Origin of the sequence: Sphingobium sp. R-21 (assembly GCF_049913335.1) — a bacterium.
Taxonomy (GTDB): domain Bacteria; phylum Pseudomonadota; class Alphaproteobacteria; order Sphingomonadales; family Sphingomonadaceae; genus Sphingobium.
The window spans coordinates 1,062,182-1,078,282 of the sequence record NZ_CP184375.1; the positions used below are offsets into that span (position 1 = coordinate 1,062,182).

Consider the following 16,101-nt stretch of genomic DNA (forward strand, 5'->3'; position numbering starts at 1 on the left):
ATAGGCCGGTGCCAACTGCTTTTTGGAGCCAAGGCGTGATCACTTTCCAGCGGGTGGCGAAAGCCGCCGGCAAGCATCTGACCCGCAGCCTGTTGGCCGTGCGCAGGGCTCTGGGCGCGCGGGCGAACCGGGGCTGCCCGGCCTGCGGGCAGGCGGTGGTGGGATTTTTCCGTTATGGTGACAATGCCGAATGGGGATGTCCGAACTGCGGCGCTTCCCCGCGCGAACGGCTGATGAACCATCTGATCGCGGGCCATGTGCTGACCGTGCCGGAACAGGGCGCTGTGCTGCACATGGCGCCGAATGAAGGCAGTCTGGTACGCCGCTTTTCCACCGCCGCCGATTATACGCCCGCGGATCTCGATCCCGGCCGCTACCATGTGCCGAACATGCAGCGCGTCGACCTGATGGCGCTTGATGCCAGCGATCGCTACGACCTCTTCTACGCCAGCCATGTGATGGAGCATGTTCCCGACGATCATGCCGTGCTGCGCAACATCCATCGCGCGCTGAAGCCCGGTGGAGAAGCCTGGTTGATCGTGCCATTATGGGACAGGCCGACCGAGGACGGCAGCTTCGACATGCCGCCGCGCGAACGCGAGCGGCGTTTTGGCCAGTGGGACCATGTGCGGCAATATGGCCTGGATTTTGCCGACCGCATCCGGGGCGCGGGCTTTGATCTGGAGGAGATCGACGCCAGCGCCATCGATGCTGATACGCGGTATTTTTATGCACTGGACGACCGGCTGTTCCGCGCCCGCAAGCCGCTCGCGACCGGCGCCCGGTGAGCATGCCGCCCGGCAGCGCGCTCGCCCGGATGGAGGGGTCGGCGCGCATCCTTGCCCTTATCAAGCTGGCCAATGTCGGGCTGACGCTGGTCTGGGGCTTTGCCGTCACCTATGTCTTCGTGCGCGCCCTGCCTCTGCGTGAGTTCCAGTCCTTCCTGCTGCTGGTCGCGTTCGGCAATTTCACCATTTCCGCCGAGTTCGGCCTCACCAGCATCATCTATGCCCGCCTGCGCCGGCATTGGCTGGGCTTGGGTCAGGATGAGGCGGGGGGCTTCCGCCTGGAGGAAATGGGCGTCCTGTTCCTTTTCCTCGGCCTGCTGATCCTCGGCGGTTTCGCGATTTTGCTGGTCGCGCTGGCGATCGGCGGATTGCACACGGGCATGCCGCTGCTTTTCCTGCTCTTCTTCCTGTCGGCCTGTCTCAACCTGCCCGCGCTGCTCGCCAAAAGGGCGCTTGCGGCGGTGGACGGCAATTTCCTCTGGGAAGCGCTGGATTGCCTGCGCCGGGTGATGACCATCGCGCTGCTGCTGTTCATCCTGCAAGGACTGGACCCGCGTGCCTCTGTTGCTCTGCAACTTTGCGTCAGTATGGTGGTGATCGGCTATGCCATCGCCCTGGTGCATCGACGCCTCGGCATGGAGACGCGGCACTGGCTGTCCTTCGGGGTCGGTGGCGGCCATGTCAGGCGCCATTATCTGCGGGACATCGGCGCCTCGGCCGCCTTCACCATTTCCGAAATCCTCGCCTATAACGCGCCTTATTTCACCATCGCCGCCGCAACCCTTGATGCACGGCCGATGCTGGTCTTCGACTTCTTCTTCAAGATGTCGCGTTCCCTTTCCATGCTGGTCAGGGCGACCGTGGAGGCCGCATTACCTCGCATCACCCGCGCCTTTCATGCGGGGGAGACAGGTCGCCTGCGACAGTTGATGGTGCGAGCGCTCGGGGTGGCATTCTTCTTTGCGTTCGGTGCTTCGGCGGCCTTGCTCCTGTTGGGCGAATGGTTGTTCGCAAAGCTGTTCGATGGCCGCGCGTCGATCGACCGGGTCGAACTGCTGCTGATCGGCGGCGCGCTGCTGGCGCTAGCCCTGATCTGCGTGTCTGTCTATGTGCAAGGCGCGCTGGGACGGTTCACGCTGTTGCTTGGCCGGTCCTTGCCCTTCCTCGCTGGTTCGCTGCTCAGCGTGCCGTTGGCCAGGATATTCGCGCCGGAACGGTTCGACCTGCTGTTCCTGATCCTCTACACGCTGACCCTGTTTGTCGCCGCGTTCATCCACGGCCTTTCCCTGCGGCATCTGCTAGGGAAGAGCGCATGAAGGTCGCGATGTGCGATCCGTCGCTTTTCACTGGACGCTATGACGACAGTCTTTGCGCGGCGCTGGCGGCGGCTGGCATGCACGTAGCCCTCCTTGGCCGTCCGATGCGGGCCACGGATGCGATTGCGCCGAACGGCTATCGTTACGAGCCGCGCTTTTTCCGTCGGAGCGAAGCTCTGCGCCTGCGCATGGGGGAAGGGCAGGCCTTCCGCCTGCTCAAGGCGGCGGAATATGGGCTGAGCTGCATGCTGGGCGACCTGACGCCGCTGACGCGTGCGGATGTCGCGCATATGCAATGGCTGCCGCTCGCGCCTGCCGACCGGATCATGCTGCGGCGGTTGAAGGGTGGCACGGCACTGGTTCACACCGTGCATAATGCCGATGCCTATCATGCCGATGCCGGGGTGCAGGGCAGGGGGTATCACGGCCTGCTCGACATGTTCGATGCACTGATCGTGCACGGGGGAACGACCAGGGAGGCGCTGGAACGTCAAGGTGTCGATCCCCGACGCATCCATATGACGCCGCACCCGCCGATGCGACTGGCAACGGCCGGGCCGCAGGATCTGGCGCAAGTACCGGACCCGGTTCTGCCGCGCCTGCTCTTTTTCGGGACTATCCGGCCGTATAAAGGCGTCGACCTGCTGCTGGAGGCGTGCCTGTCGCTCTGGCGCGCAGGGCATGGTTTCGAACTGGTTCTGGCGGGCAAGCCCTTCATGGACATCGCCCCATTGCTGGACAGCGTCCACGCTGCGGGCTTTGGCGACCGACTGATCCTCGATCTCGGCTTTCTTGCCGAACAGCGGCTCGACGCGCATATGAAAAAGGCGGACATATTGGTCTTCCCCTATCGACATATCGACAGCAGCGGCGCTTTCCTGTCGGCCCTGCACCATGGCAAGGCGATGGTCACGTCCGACGTCGGCATGTTCGCCAGCTTGCCGGAGGAAGTGGCCGTCAGAAGCCCGGCCGGCAATGCGCGCGCCCTTGCGCAAGCCCTCTTGCCCCTCGTAGAAAGCGCGACCATCAGGCAGGCTTTGGGCGCGCAGGCGCAGACCTATGGAGATTCAATGGGCAATTGGAAGGACATGGCCCTGGCCACCATCGCCATCTACCGCAGCGTGACCGGGAAATGAGCCGCTATATCCGGGAACTGCGTGATCGGGCGCTGGCGGTGCGGCTGGCGCTGGCAGGGCGGGTGCATCAATATCCGGAAATTCAGGCGCTGCGCCGTTTCCTGGGCGCCTTTGCCGTGGATTGCGTGTTCGACGTGGGCGCCAATCGCGGTCAATATGCCACGATGCTGCGCAAGGATGCGGGCTTCGGTGGCACGATATTGTCCTTTGAGCCCAATCCCGAGATATTTTCCGAACTGGAGCGGAATGCGTCATCCGACCGACAATGGCATGTGTTCAACATGGCCCTGTCGGATTTCGATGGCATGGCCAGCTTCAACATCATGGCGGCCGACCAGTTCAGTTCGCTCAGGAAGCCGGCGGGGGAACAGGACGCCATTTTCGCCGACCGCAACAGGGTGACGCGCACGGTCGACATGCAATGCCGCCGGTTGGAAAGCCTGCTGCCGGAACTGAAACGCGCCCATGGCTTTGCCCGACCCTTTCTGAAGATGGATACCCAGGGGCATGACCTGTCCGTCTGCGAAGGTGCGGGCGAAGTGCTTCGCGACATGGCTGGCGTGCAGACGGAACTCGGCGTCCGGCCGATCTATGAGGGTGGCACCAGCTATCGCGCGATGATCGACTGGGTGGCGGAGCGCGGCTTCCTCCCCTCCGCCTTCTTCGCCAACAACAAGGGGCATTTTCCCCTTCTGGTCGAGATGGACGGGATTTTCGTCAATCAGGCGCTGTTGCCGCGGGAAGGCTGATGGTCGTTCCCGCGCGCCCGGTCAGTGCCACTCGCCTGCTCCTTGCGGGGGCGATCGGGCTGACGCTTTGGCTGGGCGCAACCTTCCTCTGGCATGTGACCTACAGGCAGGGGATCAGCCTGGCGGTCATCCTGTTCCTCGACCAGGATTTTCCGGCGCTTCTTGGCGCGTTGCTGCTGCTGACGCTGGCCGCGCCCTTTGCGGAGGGTCTGGGCTGGCGCCTGCCACTGCCGCGCGCCCGGACAATGGTGCCGCTGGTGCTGGTATTCGGTCTGGTGGCATGGGCGGGCCATTACTGGCTGTTCCAGGACTATTCCATTTCCCGCGACGAGGAGGTCGCCCGCTTCGCCGCCGCTTACATGCGGGAGGGTTTCCTGGCCCGCCCGATCCCGATGGAGTGGGAGGCCTATCGCCGGGCGATCATGCCCGAATTCTTCTCTCCCTTTGGCGCGGCGGATTATTGGACGGCAGCCTATCTGCCGGTGAACAGCGCGATCCAGGCGTTGTTTTGGCAGTTGGGCGACCCCAATCTGGCCGGGCCGGTGCTGCTGATGGCCGGGCTGTTCGCGCTGTGGCGGGTGGCGCTGCACCTCTTCCCGGACAGGCCCGATGCGGTCTGGGTGACGATGCTGCTGGCGCTGTCGTCGGCTCAGCTATGGGTCACGGCGATGACGCCCTACGCCATGACCGGGCATTTCGCGCTCAACATGGTCTGGCTGGCGCTGGTGCTGCGCGGTGGGCCGATCGGTCATCTGAGCGCGGGCGCGATCGCGCTGATCGCGGCCGGCCTGCATCAATGGCACTTCCCGCCGATCTTCATCGCGCCCTTCATTCTCTGGATGCTGCTGGGCAAGCGGTGGAAGGTCGCGATATTCCACATCCTTGTGTTGGCGGCCATCGTTATCGTCTGGGCGAAGCTCTGGCCCGCCTTCCTGACCCATGTGTTGGGGCAACCCACCGACGTGCGCCCTTCTGCGGGCGTGGCGGACAAGGTGGGCAGCCTGTTCGAACGGCTGGGCGACCGCTGGCAGCCGCTGGTGAATCTCAGCCGTTTCGCCGCCTGGAACAATATATTGATGGTGCCGCTCGCCACTCTGGGCGTGTTCGCAATGCGCTGGCGCAAGGCGATCCGGGGGCAGGAGATCGCGCTGCCGTTGGCGCTGGGCTGCTTCGCGGGATGCGCGCTCGCCCTGGCGCAGGGCTATGGCTGGGGCTATCGCTATGCCCACGGCTTCATCGGGCCTTTCTGCCTGTTGGCGGGCCTTGGCTGGGCGCGCTTCCGTACCGGCGCCCTGCGACCCATATTCGTGGGAACGGCCTTGACCTTGCTCAGCAGCGCTTTTCTGGTGTGGCGGACGCACAGCTTCGTTGCGCCCTATGCGGCAAGCCACAGGATGATCGACGCATCCAGGGCCGACGTCGTGTTGGTCGATCCGCGCGGCGGGCTTTATGTGACCGACCTGGTGCGAGGACGCAATGGCGTACCGGGCAAGCCGATGGTGATGAACCTGGGCATGCTGACGCTTGAGCAGGTCGACAGTCTCTGCAGGAATTATGTGGTGGAGTTGTTCGATCGCGCTGAGTTTCGGCCGCTTGGCGTGCCGTTGGCGCGCTGGAATCTCGGACGCATGGACGCGCTGCGCGCGCACATGAAGGAAGAGGGTTGCGACAAGCCGGTGCAGCCGCCGTTGCCGGAGACGGAGGATGAGGCGTTCAACGCGGCGGGAGATGTGTTGTAAGGGCGATGCGTGCCCGTGGCCGGGCGCGCTGTTTGCAACGGCAGGCTACTGCCCCTTCACATAGACCCGCTTGCCGCCGATCCAGGTCTCCAGCACCTGTGTCCCGCGAATTTCGGCCGGACTGGACGTAGAGATATCCCGGTCGATCAGCAGGAAGTCCGCCCGCTGTCCCGGCACCAGACTGCCGAAGCGCTTTTCCGCAAAGCCCGCATAGGCCGCCGTCCTGGTGAACCCGTCCAACGCCGCCTCGAAGCTCACCCGCTGCTCCGGCATCCAGCCGCCCGCTGGCTGGCCCGACGCATCCTCCCGAGTCATGGCGGCGGCGATGCCGGGGAAGGGATTGGGACTTTCCACCGGGACGTCCGATCCGAAGGCAAGCGGCACGCGATTGTCCAGCATCGCTTTCCAGGCATAGGCGCCTTTCAACCGCGCCTCTCCCAGTCGCGCCGTGGCCATGCGCCAGTCGGAGGTCTGATGGATCGGCTGCATCGATGCGACAATGCCATATTGGCCGAAGCGCGGCAGTTCGGCCGGATCGACGATCTGCGCATGTTCGATGCGCCAGCGCCGGTCGCCCTTGTAGGTTTCGCTGAGTTCCTGCACCGCATCCAGCACTTCGCTGTTGGCCGCGTCGCCGATGGCGTGGACTGCGATCTGGAAATTGTCCATCGCCGCCCTGCTCATGATGTTGAGAAGCTGGGTCGACGGGATCATCGGCAGGCCACGCTGCCCCGGCGCATCGGCATAGTCGGCCTTGAGCCAGGCCCCCCGCGATCCGAGCGCGCCATCCAGGATCAGCTTGATCCCGCCCATGCGCAGATGGTCATCATAGAGCCAGGGCGTCGGCTCCGGTCCGGCGATCAGCACCATATTCTCAAGGCCGAGCGCATAGGACATGATCCGTACCCGCAATGCGCCGCGGTCCGCCGAACGGCGAAAGGCCTGCCAGTCGTCGATGCCGGTGCCCATGTCGGCAATGCTGGTGATGCCTTGCCGCAGCAACGCCTGCTGCGCCTTTTCCAGCGCGATGTCGCGGTCCTTGGGCGCCGGGGGAGGCACGACCCGCGTGATCAGGTCCATCGCCTTGTCGACGAATACGCCCGCCGGCTTTCCTGCGGCCATTTCGATCCGCCCGCCGGCGGGCGCCTTGGTCGCGGCGGAGACGGCCGCCGCCTTGATCGCCAGCGAATTGGCCCAGCCCGCATGTCCGTCTATCCGTTCCAGCCAGACCGGAACGTCGCTGACGGCGGCGTCCAGCTCTGCCGCCGTCGGGAAGCGGCTCAGGCCCCAAAGTTCCTGATTCCAGCCCGTGCCGATGATCCATTTCCGGCCGCTATTGGCGGCGGCATAGGCCCTGATCTTCGCCTGCGCCTCCGCGAGTGATTTCGTGTCTGACAAGTCCAGGGTGATCAGCGACAGGCCGTACCCCATCACATGCCCATGCGCGTCGATCAGGCCGGGGATCAGCGTCTTCCCGCCGGCATCCAGCTTGAAGTCGGGACGACTGGGCTGGGGCTGCTCCGGCTCGTTCTTCTTCCGCTTCCGGGGGCGCGGCTGCTCCGGTTCCTGATAGCGGTCGGGCAGCAGCCTATCCACCTTGCCCTCATCGTCGATGGTAAGCGCCCTGAAGCGGACGACATGGCCATTGGCATCCAGCGCGATGCCGTTGACATTGTCGATGATGCCGGAGGCCAGGGCAGGGAAGGGCAGGGCCAGGGCAACAGCGATTGCGATGCCGGATCGCTTGGCGTCGGGTCGTTTTTTTCTGGGGGCAAGCGCAGAGCCGGCAACGTTGCCGGTCATGCCCGCGTGATCCGCCGCACGAGCGCGCTGGTGTCCTGACGATGGCCGCCCATCGCCTGCACATCGGCGTAAAATTGGTCAATCAGCGCGGTCACCGGCAGGGTGGCGCCATTGACCCGCGCTTCCTCCAGCGCCAGCCCCAGATCCTTGCGCATCCAATCCACCGCAAAGCCGAAATCGAAACTGTCCGCCGCCATCGTCTTCCAATGCTTGTCCATCTGCCAGCTTTGCGCCGCCCCGCCGGAAATCGCTTCGAACAGCTTGCCCAAATCGAGTTCCGCCGCCTGCGCGAACCGCAGCGCCTCGGCCAGGCCCTGCACAACGCCGGCAATGCAGATCTGGTTCACCATCTTGGCGGTCTGCCCGGCGCCCGCGCGCCCGACATGGACGATGCGGGTGGTATAGGCCTGCATCACGATCTTCGCCGCAGCCACTGCCGGCTCGCTGCCGCCGCACATGATGGCCAGGCGGCCGCTTTCGGCCCCCGCCTGGCCGCCCGTGACCGGTGCATCGACGCAATGCAGCCCCCGGCTCTCCCCCTCCACGAACAATTGCCGGGCGATCCGTGCCGAAACCGTCGTATGATCGATGAACAGGCCACCCGGCTTCATGGAACGAAAGGCGCCATCCCGGCCCAGGGTGATCTGGCTAAGATCATCATCGGTGCCGACGCAGCTGATGACGATCTCCGCATCCTCGGCCGCCTTGGCTGGGTTGACCGCGACCGCCCCGCCAAAGGCCTCGGCCCAGCGCTTCGCCTTGCCGATGGAACGGTTATAGACAGTGAGCTCATGCCCCGCCTTCGCCAGATGCCCAGCAATCGGGCCGCCCATGACGCCCAGGCCGATAAACGCGATTTTAGCCATATGCCTCGATCAGTTGTATGCGCGCCCGCAAGCCATAAGCAGAGTTTTCGGTCAGTGCCAGTTCCTTCCGAAGCAATTTTAAGCTAGGTGGCGCGCCATGAACACGCTGACCAAGATCGAGAACGCCGTGCCGCTGCCCATTTCCGTCGACGACATCCTCGCGGCGCGGGTGCGAATTTCCGGTTCCGTCGTGCACACGCCGACGTTGATCAGCCAGACGCTGTCGGCCATGTTCGGCTGCAAGGTGTATCTGAAGTTCGAAAATCTCCAGTTCACCGCCGCCTATAAGGAACGGGGCGCGCTCAACCGGCTGCTGCAGTTGGACGAGGCGGCGAAGAAGAAGGGCGTGATTGCCGCCTCTGCGGGTAATCATGCGCAGGGTCTTGCCTATCATGGCAAGCGGCTGGGCGTGCCGGTCACCATCGTCATGCCCAACACGACGCCCACGGTGAAGGTCACGCAGACGCAGGGTCATGGCGCTACGGTGGTCCAATTTGGCGAGAAGTTCGATGATGCCTATGCCCATGCCCGGCTGCTTGAGGTGGAACAGGGCCTGACCTTCATCCATCCCTTCGACGAGCCGGACATCATGGCCGGACAGGGGACGGTCGCGCTGGAAATGCTGGAAGATGTGCCGGAGATTGACACGCTGATCGTGCCCATCGGCGGCGGCGGCCTGTTTTCAGGCGTGGCGACGGCGGCCAAGGCGATGAAGGCGGATATCAGGATCTATGGTGTGCAGGCGGAACTTTATCCGTCGATGTACGACCATATCAAGGGTGCGAACCTGCCCTGCGACGGCGATACGCTGGCGGAGGGTATTGCCGTTAAGGAACCGGGCGAACTCACACGCCGCTTCGTCGAGCGGCTGGCTGATGACGTCCTGCTGGTCAGTGAGCGCCATTTGGAGGAAGCGGTCAGCCTGCTGCTGCAGATCGAGAAGACGGTGGTGGAGGGTGCGGGCGCCGCTGGTCTCGCGGCGCTGCTGACCCACAAGGAGTTGTTCGCGGGGCGCAGCGTCGGGCTGATCCTGACCGGGGGCAATATCGACACGCGACTGCTGGCCAATGTGCTGCTGCGCGATCTGGCGCGGTCGGGGCGGCTGGCGCGGCTGCGCATCATCCTTCAGGATCGGCCGGGCGCATTGTTCCATGTGGCGCGCATCTTCGATCAGGAAGCGGTCAATATTCTCGAACTGTCGCACCAGCGGATCTTCACCAATCTGCCGGCCAAGGGACTCAGCCTGGACGTGGAATGCGAGACGCGGGATGGCGCCCATCTGGAACGCCTGATCGCGGCCCTGCGCGAAGTGGGCTATGAGGTCGCGCCAATCGAGGTCGCCTGACGTCCGACATCGGCCATTTCCGGGCCATCCCGTGGAGCCTCTGCCTCTTATCTGCCGCTTAACCAATTTTCGTGGTAAATAAACTTTTCACAGCGGCCCGCGAACGGCATAGTCGCCTCATGAATCAGGGGTCGGGCAACGCTGTGGGGGAGATGCGGTTGTGAGTGCGCCTTTCCGCTTTCCGCGTTTTTTCGTCACCAATCCCAGTCCCTGTCCCTATCTGCCCGGCAAAAACGAGCGGAAGGTATTTACCGAACTGAACGGCGACAATGCGTCCGAACTGAACGACGCCCTTGGCAGGATCGGTTTCCGCCGCAGCCAGAACGTTGCTTATCGCCCCAGTTGCGCGGATTGTTCCGCCTGCGTATCGGTACGCGTGGTCGCTGGCGAATTCGAACCCAACGCCACCCAGCGCAAGTTGCTGCGGCGGAATGAAGACCTGGTCATCACGGCTTGCAAGCCGTGGTCGACAGAGGAGCAGTTCGAATTGCTTCAGCGCTATTTGCGTGCCCGCCATCCTGGCGGCGGCATGACCGAAATGGACGAGATGGATTTCGCGGACATGGTCGAACAGACCCCGGTCGAAAGCCATGTCATCGAATATCGCGAGCCTGGAAAAAATGGTCGACCCGGCAAGCTGATCGGCGCCTGCCTCACCGATCGGCAGGGTGACGGTCTCTCTATGATCTACAGCTTCTTCGATACGGAACTGGAGCATCGCAAGGGGCTGGGCAATTTCATCATCATGGACCATATCCTGCGTGCGGCCAAGGCCGGCCTGCCCTATGTCTATCTGGGATATTGGGTCGAAGGATCGCAGCGGATGCAGTACAAGATCCGCTATCGCCCGCTGGAACGGTTGAGCCGCAACGGCTGGACCCGTTTCGATCCGGAGCAGCAGGTGCAGGCAACCCGGCAGGCAGAGAGCCGGGACGAACCGGCCTTGCCTCGCGAACTGGCGGCGATCTTCCGCAAATAAGGCCGCGTCGATTCCGCCTTGGATCATAAGGGCGGGTTGCGCCCTTCTCTGATCGGTGGAGGGTCATGCCATTGTGGATCATCATGCGTTACGGCGTTGGAAAGCTTATTTAACTTTTTCCGGTACTGATCGCTGATGGATTGCGGAAATGGCGATGGGTCAGGATCGGTAGATGGACCGTTTTGCTGATCGCAGATTTGGCGAATTCGCTTCTGAACTGGCTCCGAACGGGCTGGAATGGGAGGGATTTCACTATCGTAATGAACTCCTGTTCTCGCCGGTCTTTGGGCGCGTCTCGCCGCCGCTGATTCGGTGGATCGCTGACTGTCGCGGACGCATATTGTCCCGGGAGATCATGTCGAACCTCTTCGCCCGCCATTTTTCCTGCGACATCATGGGCAAGGGCTGGCGCGCCATATTGGCCAAGGCCGACTGGCGGGCCTTGGCGGAAGCGGCCAACCGCTCCGTGCAGCCCGATCCTGTCCTGGTGCGGATGCACACCCGTATCGGCGAGACGCGATCGGGCCTCGTGCGCATGACGTTGGTCCAGGAACCTGACGAAGCGCCGCTCTGGTACGGAACGATCGAGGATGTGGACGAGCGTTACGACGGTGAACGGCGGGCGCTCGCGGATGCGTTGGCGGAAAGCCGCCAGCATTACCGCTGGTCGGTCGAGCTAAGTCCGCAGGTCCCCTGGACCGCAACGGTCACGGGCGAGATCGATGAGGTTGGACCCCGCTGGCAGGAACTGACCGGGATGCCGCCGGAGCATGCACGGGGCCGGGGGTGGATCGACTCGCTGCATCCGGACGATGTCGAGCGGACATTGGCCGTCTGGACCGAAAGACTGCATACTGGCGATCCCCTCGACGTGGACTATCGGCTGCGCCTGAGCGACGGAAGCTATCGCTGGATGCGGGCGCGCGCTTCGGCGCGGCGCGACGCGAAGGGCAGGGTCGTGCGCTGGTACGGCACGCTGGAAGATATTCACGCGCAGAAAATGGCGCAGCGCGAACTGGCCGACAGCGAGGAGCGATTCCGCCTGGCGGTGCAGTCGGCGCGTCTTGGCATATGGGATTTCGACGCCGTCGCCGGGACGCGGACTTGGTCGCGGGAATTCCGGACGATGCTTGGCCTGTCCGACACTGAGCCGGCGACGAGTGAACTCGCATTGCGGCTGGTCCATCCGGAGGATCGTCCGCGCCTTGCCGCGATGCTGGACGCAGTTGCGAGCGAGCACATGCCGCCTCATTTCGAAGCCACGTTAAGGGTGCACAGGGCGGATACCGGCGCCTTGCGATGGATCAAGAGCGTCGGATGGAGCAGTTTTTCGGATTGCGGAAAGCCGCTGCGCGTCATCGTCACGTTTCAGGACGTGACGGAGGAACGGAATAGCGAGGAACGCATACGCTGGGCCGCTACCCATGATCCCATGACGCACATGCCCAACCGGGCGTTGTGGCAGACGACATTGGAGGAAATGACCGAGCAGGCGCGCCGGACAGGCGAGAGCTTCGGTCTGATCCTGGTCGATATCGACGATCTGAAGCGGACCAACGACACGCTCGGCCATGACGCGGGCGACGCGCTTCTCTGCGGCTTTGCGCAACGCTTTGCCGCCTGTGCGCCGGCCGATGCGATGATCGGGCGGCTGGGCGGTGACGAGTTTGGCATGATCGCACCCTCCCTTGCCAGCAGCGCGGCGCTTTCTGACTGGAGCGTCGAATTGCTGGGTGGGGTGCGGGCGCCCTATGTCCATAATGGCCGATCGCTCGACTATGGGATCAGCATGGGTGGCGCGGTGTTCGGCGAACATGGCGATGATGCGACGGAATTGCTGAAGGCGGCGGACCTGGCGCTCTATGCCTCCAAATCCTCTGGGCGGGGGCGGCTGACGCTGTTCCAGTCACAACTGCGTGCTGACGCGCAGCACCGCAGCTCGATGATCCATATGGCCCGCCAGGCGTTGGTGGACGACCTTGTCGTCCCTTATTATCAGCCAAAGGTGGATATGCGGACCGGCCGCGTTCTGGGGTATGAGGCGCTGCTCCGCTGGCGGCACCCTCGTACCGGCGTACATGCGCCCGACACGATCGCCGCGGCCTTCGACAATACGGAACTGGCTGTCGAGCTTACGGAAAAGATGCTGGCGAAGGTCGTTCGCGACGTCGACCGGTGGCGCCGGGCCGGCCAGGATCCTGGTCGGGTAGCCATTAATGCGTCCGCCGCCGATTTCATGCAGCATGATTTTGCGGACTATGTCCTTGCCCATCTGGCACGCTGCGCGATCCCACCGCAGCGATTCGAGATAGAGGTGACGGAGACGGTTTTCCTGGGCCGCGGCGCCGAGCAGGTGGAGCGGGCACTGCATCGCCTGTCCTTGGCGGGCGTGCGGATCGCGCTGGACGATTTCGGCACTGGCTACGCATCGCTCAGTCATTTGAAGCAATATCCGGTCGACGTGCTCAAGATCGACCGCAGCTTCATCAGCAACATCGAACAGGATCCAGGCGACGCCGTCATCGTCGACGCCATCGTGAAATTGGGCAGCAGCCTTGGCATGGAGGTGGTGGCCGAAGGCGTGGAAACCGTCGGCCAGGTCGAAATGCTGATCGCGCGCGGCTGCACAATCGGTCAGGGCTATCTGATGGGAAGGCCCCGGCCCTGGGCAGCGATCCGATCCTGCGCTGCTTAGCGGTTTCCTGGCGATCGAAACCCGTTCTGGTTCAGCTTTGGGCCGCTCCCTCCGCTTCGAAAAGCTGTTGATGCGCTCTTACCGCACTCTGCGCTTTCTCACCGGAACTTCGGTCACATAGGTCCGGGTGGTGGTGACGGCAGGCTGGACAACGACCGTGGTGGTCGTGGTGCCGGGATAATAATAGCCCCCTGAAATGAAACCCGGCGTCTGCGTCGTGGTCACAACGGGTTCCCCCGGCGCGGTACGCCGCTTCATCCGGTCCGGCGTACCCGCATAAGGCGGCGGGCTGAAATCCACGCCCGGTCCACCGTGGACCTGTCCCTCGAAGCGGCCTTCATAATCGCCGCTGAAGGTTTTTCCGTCCTTGTCACGCCATGTACCGCTCCAGCGTCCTTCATAGTCCATCGGCGGCAGGGGTGCGCCATCCCGCGCTGTAACCTCGTCATCATAGCGCAGGCCCGGCGGTGTCGGCGCGTCGCCCGCCTCCCATGCGACGCCGTTGCGATAGTCGTGCACCCGGCCGTCCCGGTCCGTCATCACCGCGTCATCATAATAGCGTGACCAGCCATAGCCGCTGGCCGGTACCGGCAAGCCGTAAGCGCCATAGTTGCGGATCTGATAGGTCGGGCTGATCCAGTAACGCGGCAGGACATAGCCCATCACCGGCCGACGATAGGCTGCCCAGCCGCCCGGCGCGTACCAACCGGCATACCAGCGGCCTTGATAACGCGGTCCCCAGCGTTGAACTGCGCTCCCTGCATGCACCGCCGACCGGGAAACCATGCTTCCACTCCTGACCGGGCCATTAGCGGACCCTGGCGTCGTCAACCCGATCGCCAGAAAGGTCCCGGCCAGGATGAAGCTCCGGATATGCATGCTCGAATCCCCGTTTTCGGCTGATATTTAAGGATTTGTTTAGCATGATGCGAAGTCGCCGACCAAGCGTCGGCATTCTGATGCCTGTCCCGAAAAGGGGCAGTAAATCCGGAAGGGTTGATCCTTAGGCTAGACGCGCCGCGATCCGTTCGACCAGTGTTTCCAGTCCCTCCTGGTCGGTCCTGTCGAAGCGCGCAGGCAGCGGACTGTCGAGGTCGAGTACAGCGACGACCCTGCCTTCGATGATCACCGGCACCACGACTTCCGAAGCGCTGGCGGCATCGCAGGCTATGTGGCCCGGAAAAGCGTGCACGTCCTCGACCAGTTGCGTCTCGCCGCTGGCGGCCGCCGCGCCGCAGACGCCCTTGCCCAGTGGAATGCGAATGCAGGCCGTCTTGCCCTGGAAGGGGCCGAGGACCAGCTCGTCTTCTGCCATCCGGTAAAAGCCTGCCCAATTGAGGTCGGGCAGGAACTGCCAGATCAGTGCCGCGACATTGGCCATATTGGCGATGGCATCGGGTTCCCCTGCCGTCAGCGCGTCGGCTGCGGAGAGCAGGTCATCGTAGAGCGTGGCTTTGTCGGCGTTGGCCGCGGGAGAAAAATCGAACATGGCCTTCATATAGGGGGCGCCGCATGTCCAGGCCAGACCGGCTAATCCAACCGCACCTTGCCACGTCCGGCCTTGACCGAGCTGCGCGCTTTCTTCGCATCGACGCGACGCGCCTTGGCGGCTTTGCCGGGTTTTGTCGCCTTGCGCGCCTTGGGCACGACCGTGGCCTCCCGGATGAGCTCGATCAGGCGAGCCAACACTTCCTGCCGGTTCAAAAGCTGCGATCGCGAGCCTTCGGAACGGAGGATCAGCACCCCGTCCGCGGTCATCCTTCGTCCGGCGATCGCCGCCAGCCTGTACTTGACCGCATCGGGCAGCGACGGGCTGTTCGCCACGTCGAAGCGCAGTTGCACCGCGCTGTCTGTCGTATTGACGTGCTGGCCGCCCGCACCCGTCGATCGGACGAAGCTCTCCGACAGTTCATCGCTGTCGATGGAGATCGACCGGGTGACGGGAATGCGCGGCAAGAGGCCTAGAGCCCGGCCTGTTCGAGCAGTTCCTGCCCGAATCCCGCCGTCACGAAGGTGGAGGGCAAGGGGGCGCTTGCTTCAGCAGGCGGCTTCTCTCCGCGCGGGATGCTGAGGAAACGGCTGTGCAGCAACATCGGGCCTTCCCCCGATCCATAGACGGGGTCGCCCGCTATGCCGAAGCCCAGGCCGTGCAACGCATGGGTACGGATCTGATGGGTCCGGCCTGTGCGGGGAGTAAAGACGATCAGCGCACGGCCATCTTTCTCTGCGATCTTGCGCCATTCGGTGAGCGCTGTCTTGCCCGCCTTTGCCGGGATCATTCGCCAGCCCTGAGTGGCTGTGCTGATCTTCTTGAGCGACAGTTCGATGGTGCCGCTGTCCTCCGCGGGAACGCCGTCGACCACCGCGACATAGCGCTTTGCGACCGTTCCGGCTTCGAAAGCTGCGGCAAAACGTTTGTGCGCCTTGGGATTGCGGGCAAGCAGCAGGCAGCCGCTGGTGTCGCGGTCCAGCCGGTGAACCGGCAGCGGCCAGCGTTGAAAGCCGAAGGTCAGCGAGGAAAGATGGTTTTCCAGCGAAAGAGATCCGTCACGCGGCGCATCGACCGGCAGGCCCGCCGGCTTGTCGAGGATGATGGCCTCGCCATCGATGAACAGGACTCGGTCATGAAGCAGGGACAAGAGGCGTTTTTCCGTGAATGAAGGCTGGCGATTGACGCGCGTGCCG

General features: G+C 63.7%; 14 protein-coding genes. 8 read left to right on the forward strand and 6 right to left on the reverse strand.

The window, feature by feature from the left end; translation table 11 throughout:
* Window positions 1–35 precede the first annotated feature (35 nt).
* From ACN9MX_RS19440 to ACN9MX_RS19460, 5 genes are read left to right on the forward strand one after another with little or no spacing between them, the layout of a single operon-like run.
* Window positions 36–788 carry a class I SAM-dependent methyltransferase gene (locus tag ACN9MX_RS19440; RefSeq protein WP_363830361.1) on the forward strand — a complete coding sequence of 251 codons (753 nt, stop codon included), beginning with the start codon at window positions 36–38 and terminating at the stop codon, window positions 786–788.
* 2 nt (window positions 789–790) lie between these two features.
* Entirely contained in the window at window positions 791–2,104 is a 1,314-nt protein-coding gene (locus tag ACN9MX_RS19445; protein ID WP_363830462.1) for a hypothetical protein, read from the forward strand.
* Window positions 2,101–3,240: a glycosyltransferase family 4 protein gene (locus tag ACN9MX_RS19450; protein WP_363830364.1), complete on the forward strand. Its 1,140-nt coding sequence runs from the start codon at window positions 2,101–2,103 to the stop codon at window positions 3,238–3,240. Before ACN9MX_RS19445 ends, ACN9MX_RS19450 begins: the two co-directional genes overlap by 4 nt.
* Complete coding sequence (locus tag ACN9MX_RS19455; RefSeq protein ID WP_363737024.1) at window positions 3,237–3,989, forward strand: FkbM family methyltransferase; 753 nt, start codon at window positions 3,237–3,239, stop codon at window positions 3,987–3,989. The genes ACN9MX_RS19450 and ACN9MX_RS19455 overlap by 4 nt, the downstream gene beginning before the upstream one ends.
* A complete protein-coding gene (locus ACN9MX_RS19460; protein ID WP_363830366.1) occupies window positions 3,989–5,728 on the forward strand; it encodes an MFS transporter in 1,740 nt (579 codons plus the stop codon). The genes ACN9MX_RS19455 and ACN9MX_RS19460 overlap by 1 nt, the downstream gene beginning before the upstream one ends.
* Before the next feature lie 45 nt (window positions 5,729–5,773).
* On the opposite strand, the gene ACN9MX_RS19465 is transcribed toward ACN9MX_RS19460, so the two are convergent.
* Window positions 5,774–7,531: an amidohydrolase gene (locus ACN9MX_RS19465; protein WP_363830369.1), complete on the reverse strand. Its 1,758-nt coding sequence runs from the start codon at window positions 7,529–7,531 to the stop codon at window positions 5,774–5,776.
* Window positions 7,528–8,397, reverse strand: coding sequence for an NAD(P)-dependent oxidoreductase (locus tag ACN9MX_RS19470; RefSeq protein ID WP_363830371.1), 870 nt, complete (start codon window positions 8,395–8,397; stop codon window positions 7,528–7,530). Before ACN9MX_RS19470 ends, ACN9MX_RS19465 begins: the two co-directional genes overlap by 4 nt.
* Window positions 8,398–8,494: 97 nt before the next feature.
* Between ACN9MX_RS19470 and ACN9MX_RS19475 the strand changes: the two genes are divergently transcribed.
* The 3 genes from ACN9MX_RS19475 to ACN9MX_RS19485 all read left to right on the forward strand — a co-directional run bounded on the left by ACN9MX_RS19475 (window position 8,495) and on the right by ACN9MX_RS19485 (window position 13,416).
* The gene (locus tag ACN9MX_RS19475) at window positions 8,495–9,742 is read left to right on the forward strand and encodes a threonine ammonia-lyase (protein WP_363737017.1); all 1,248 of its coding nucleotides are present in this window, start codon (window positions 8,495–8,497) and stop codon (window positions 9,740–9,742) included.
* 160 nt (window positions 9,743–9,902) lie between these two features.
* Window positions 9,903–10,721, forward strand: a complete 819-nt coding sequence (locus ACN9MX_RS19480; RefSeq protein ID WP_133654106.1) for an arginyltransferase — start codon at window positions 9,903–9,905, stop codon at window positions 10,719–10,721.
* 172 nt (window positions 10,722–10,893) lie between these two features.
* Window positions 10,894–13,416, forward strand: a complete 2,523-nt coding sequence (locus ACN9MX_RS19485) for a sensor domain-containing protein (RefSeq protein ID WP_363830373.1) — start codon at window positions 10,894–10,896, stop codon at window positions 13,414–13,416.
* Window positions 13,417–13,494: 78 nt separating this feature from the next.
* Here ACN9MX_RS19485 and ACN9MX_RS19490 read toward each other — a convergent pair whose 3' ends face one another.
* From ACN9MX_RS19490 to ACN9MX_RS19505, 4 genes are all read right to left on the reverse strand, one after another.
* On the reverse strand, window positions 13,495–14,202 hold the full coding sequence (locus tag ACN9MX_RS19490; protein ID WP_363830375.1) for an RcnB family protein: 708 nt from the start codon (window positions 14,200–14,202) through the stop codon (window positions 13,495–13,497).
* 217 nt (window positions 14,203–14,419) lie between these two features.
* A complete protein-coding gene (locus ACN9MX_RS19495; protein WP_363737012.1) occupies window positions 14,420–14,905 on the reverse strand; it encodes a GAF domain-containing protein in 486 nt (161 codons plus the stop codon).
* A gap of 41 nt (window positions 14,906–14,946) precedes the next feature.
* Entirely contained in the window at window positions 14,947–15,372 is a 426-nt protein-coding gene (arfB, locus tag ACN9MX_RS19500) for an alternative ribosome rescue aminoacyl-tRNA hydrolase ArfB (RefSeq protein ID WP_363830377.1), read from the reverse strand.
* Window positions 15,373–15,377: 5 nt separating this feature from the next.
* Window positions 15,378–16,055 (reverse strand): RluA family pseudouridine synthase, encoded by a 678-nt coding sequence (locus ACN9MX_RS19505; RefSeq protein WP_363830380.1) that lies wholly within the window; start codon window positions 16,053–16,055, stop codon window positions 15,378–15,380.
* Between the last annotated feature and the right edge of the window lie 46 nt (window positions 16,056–16,101).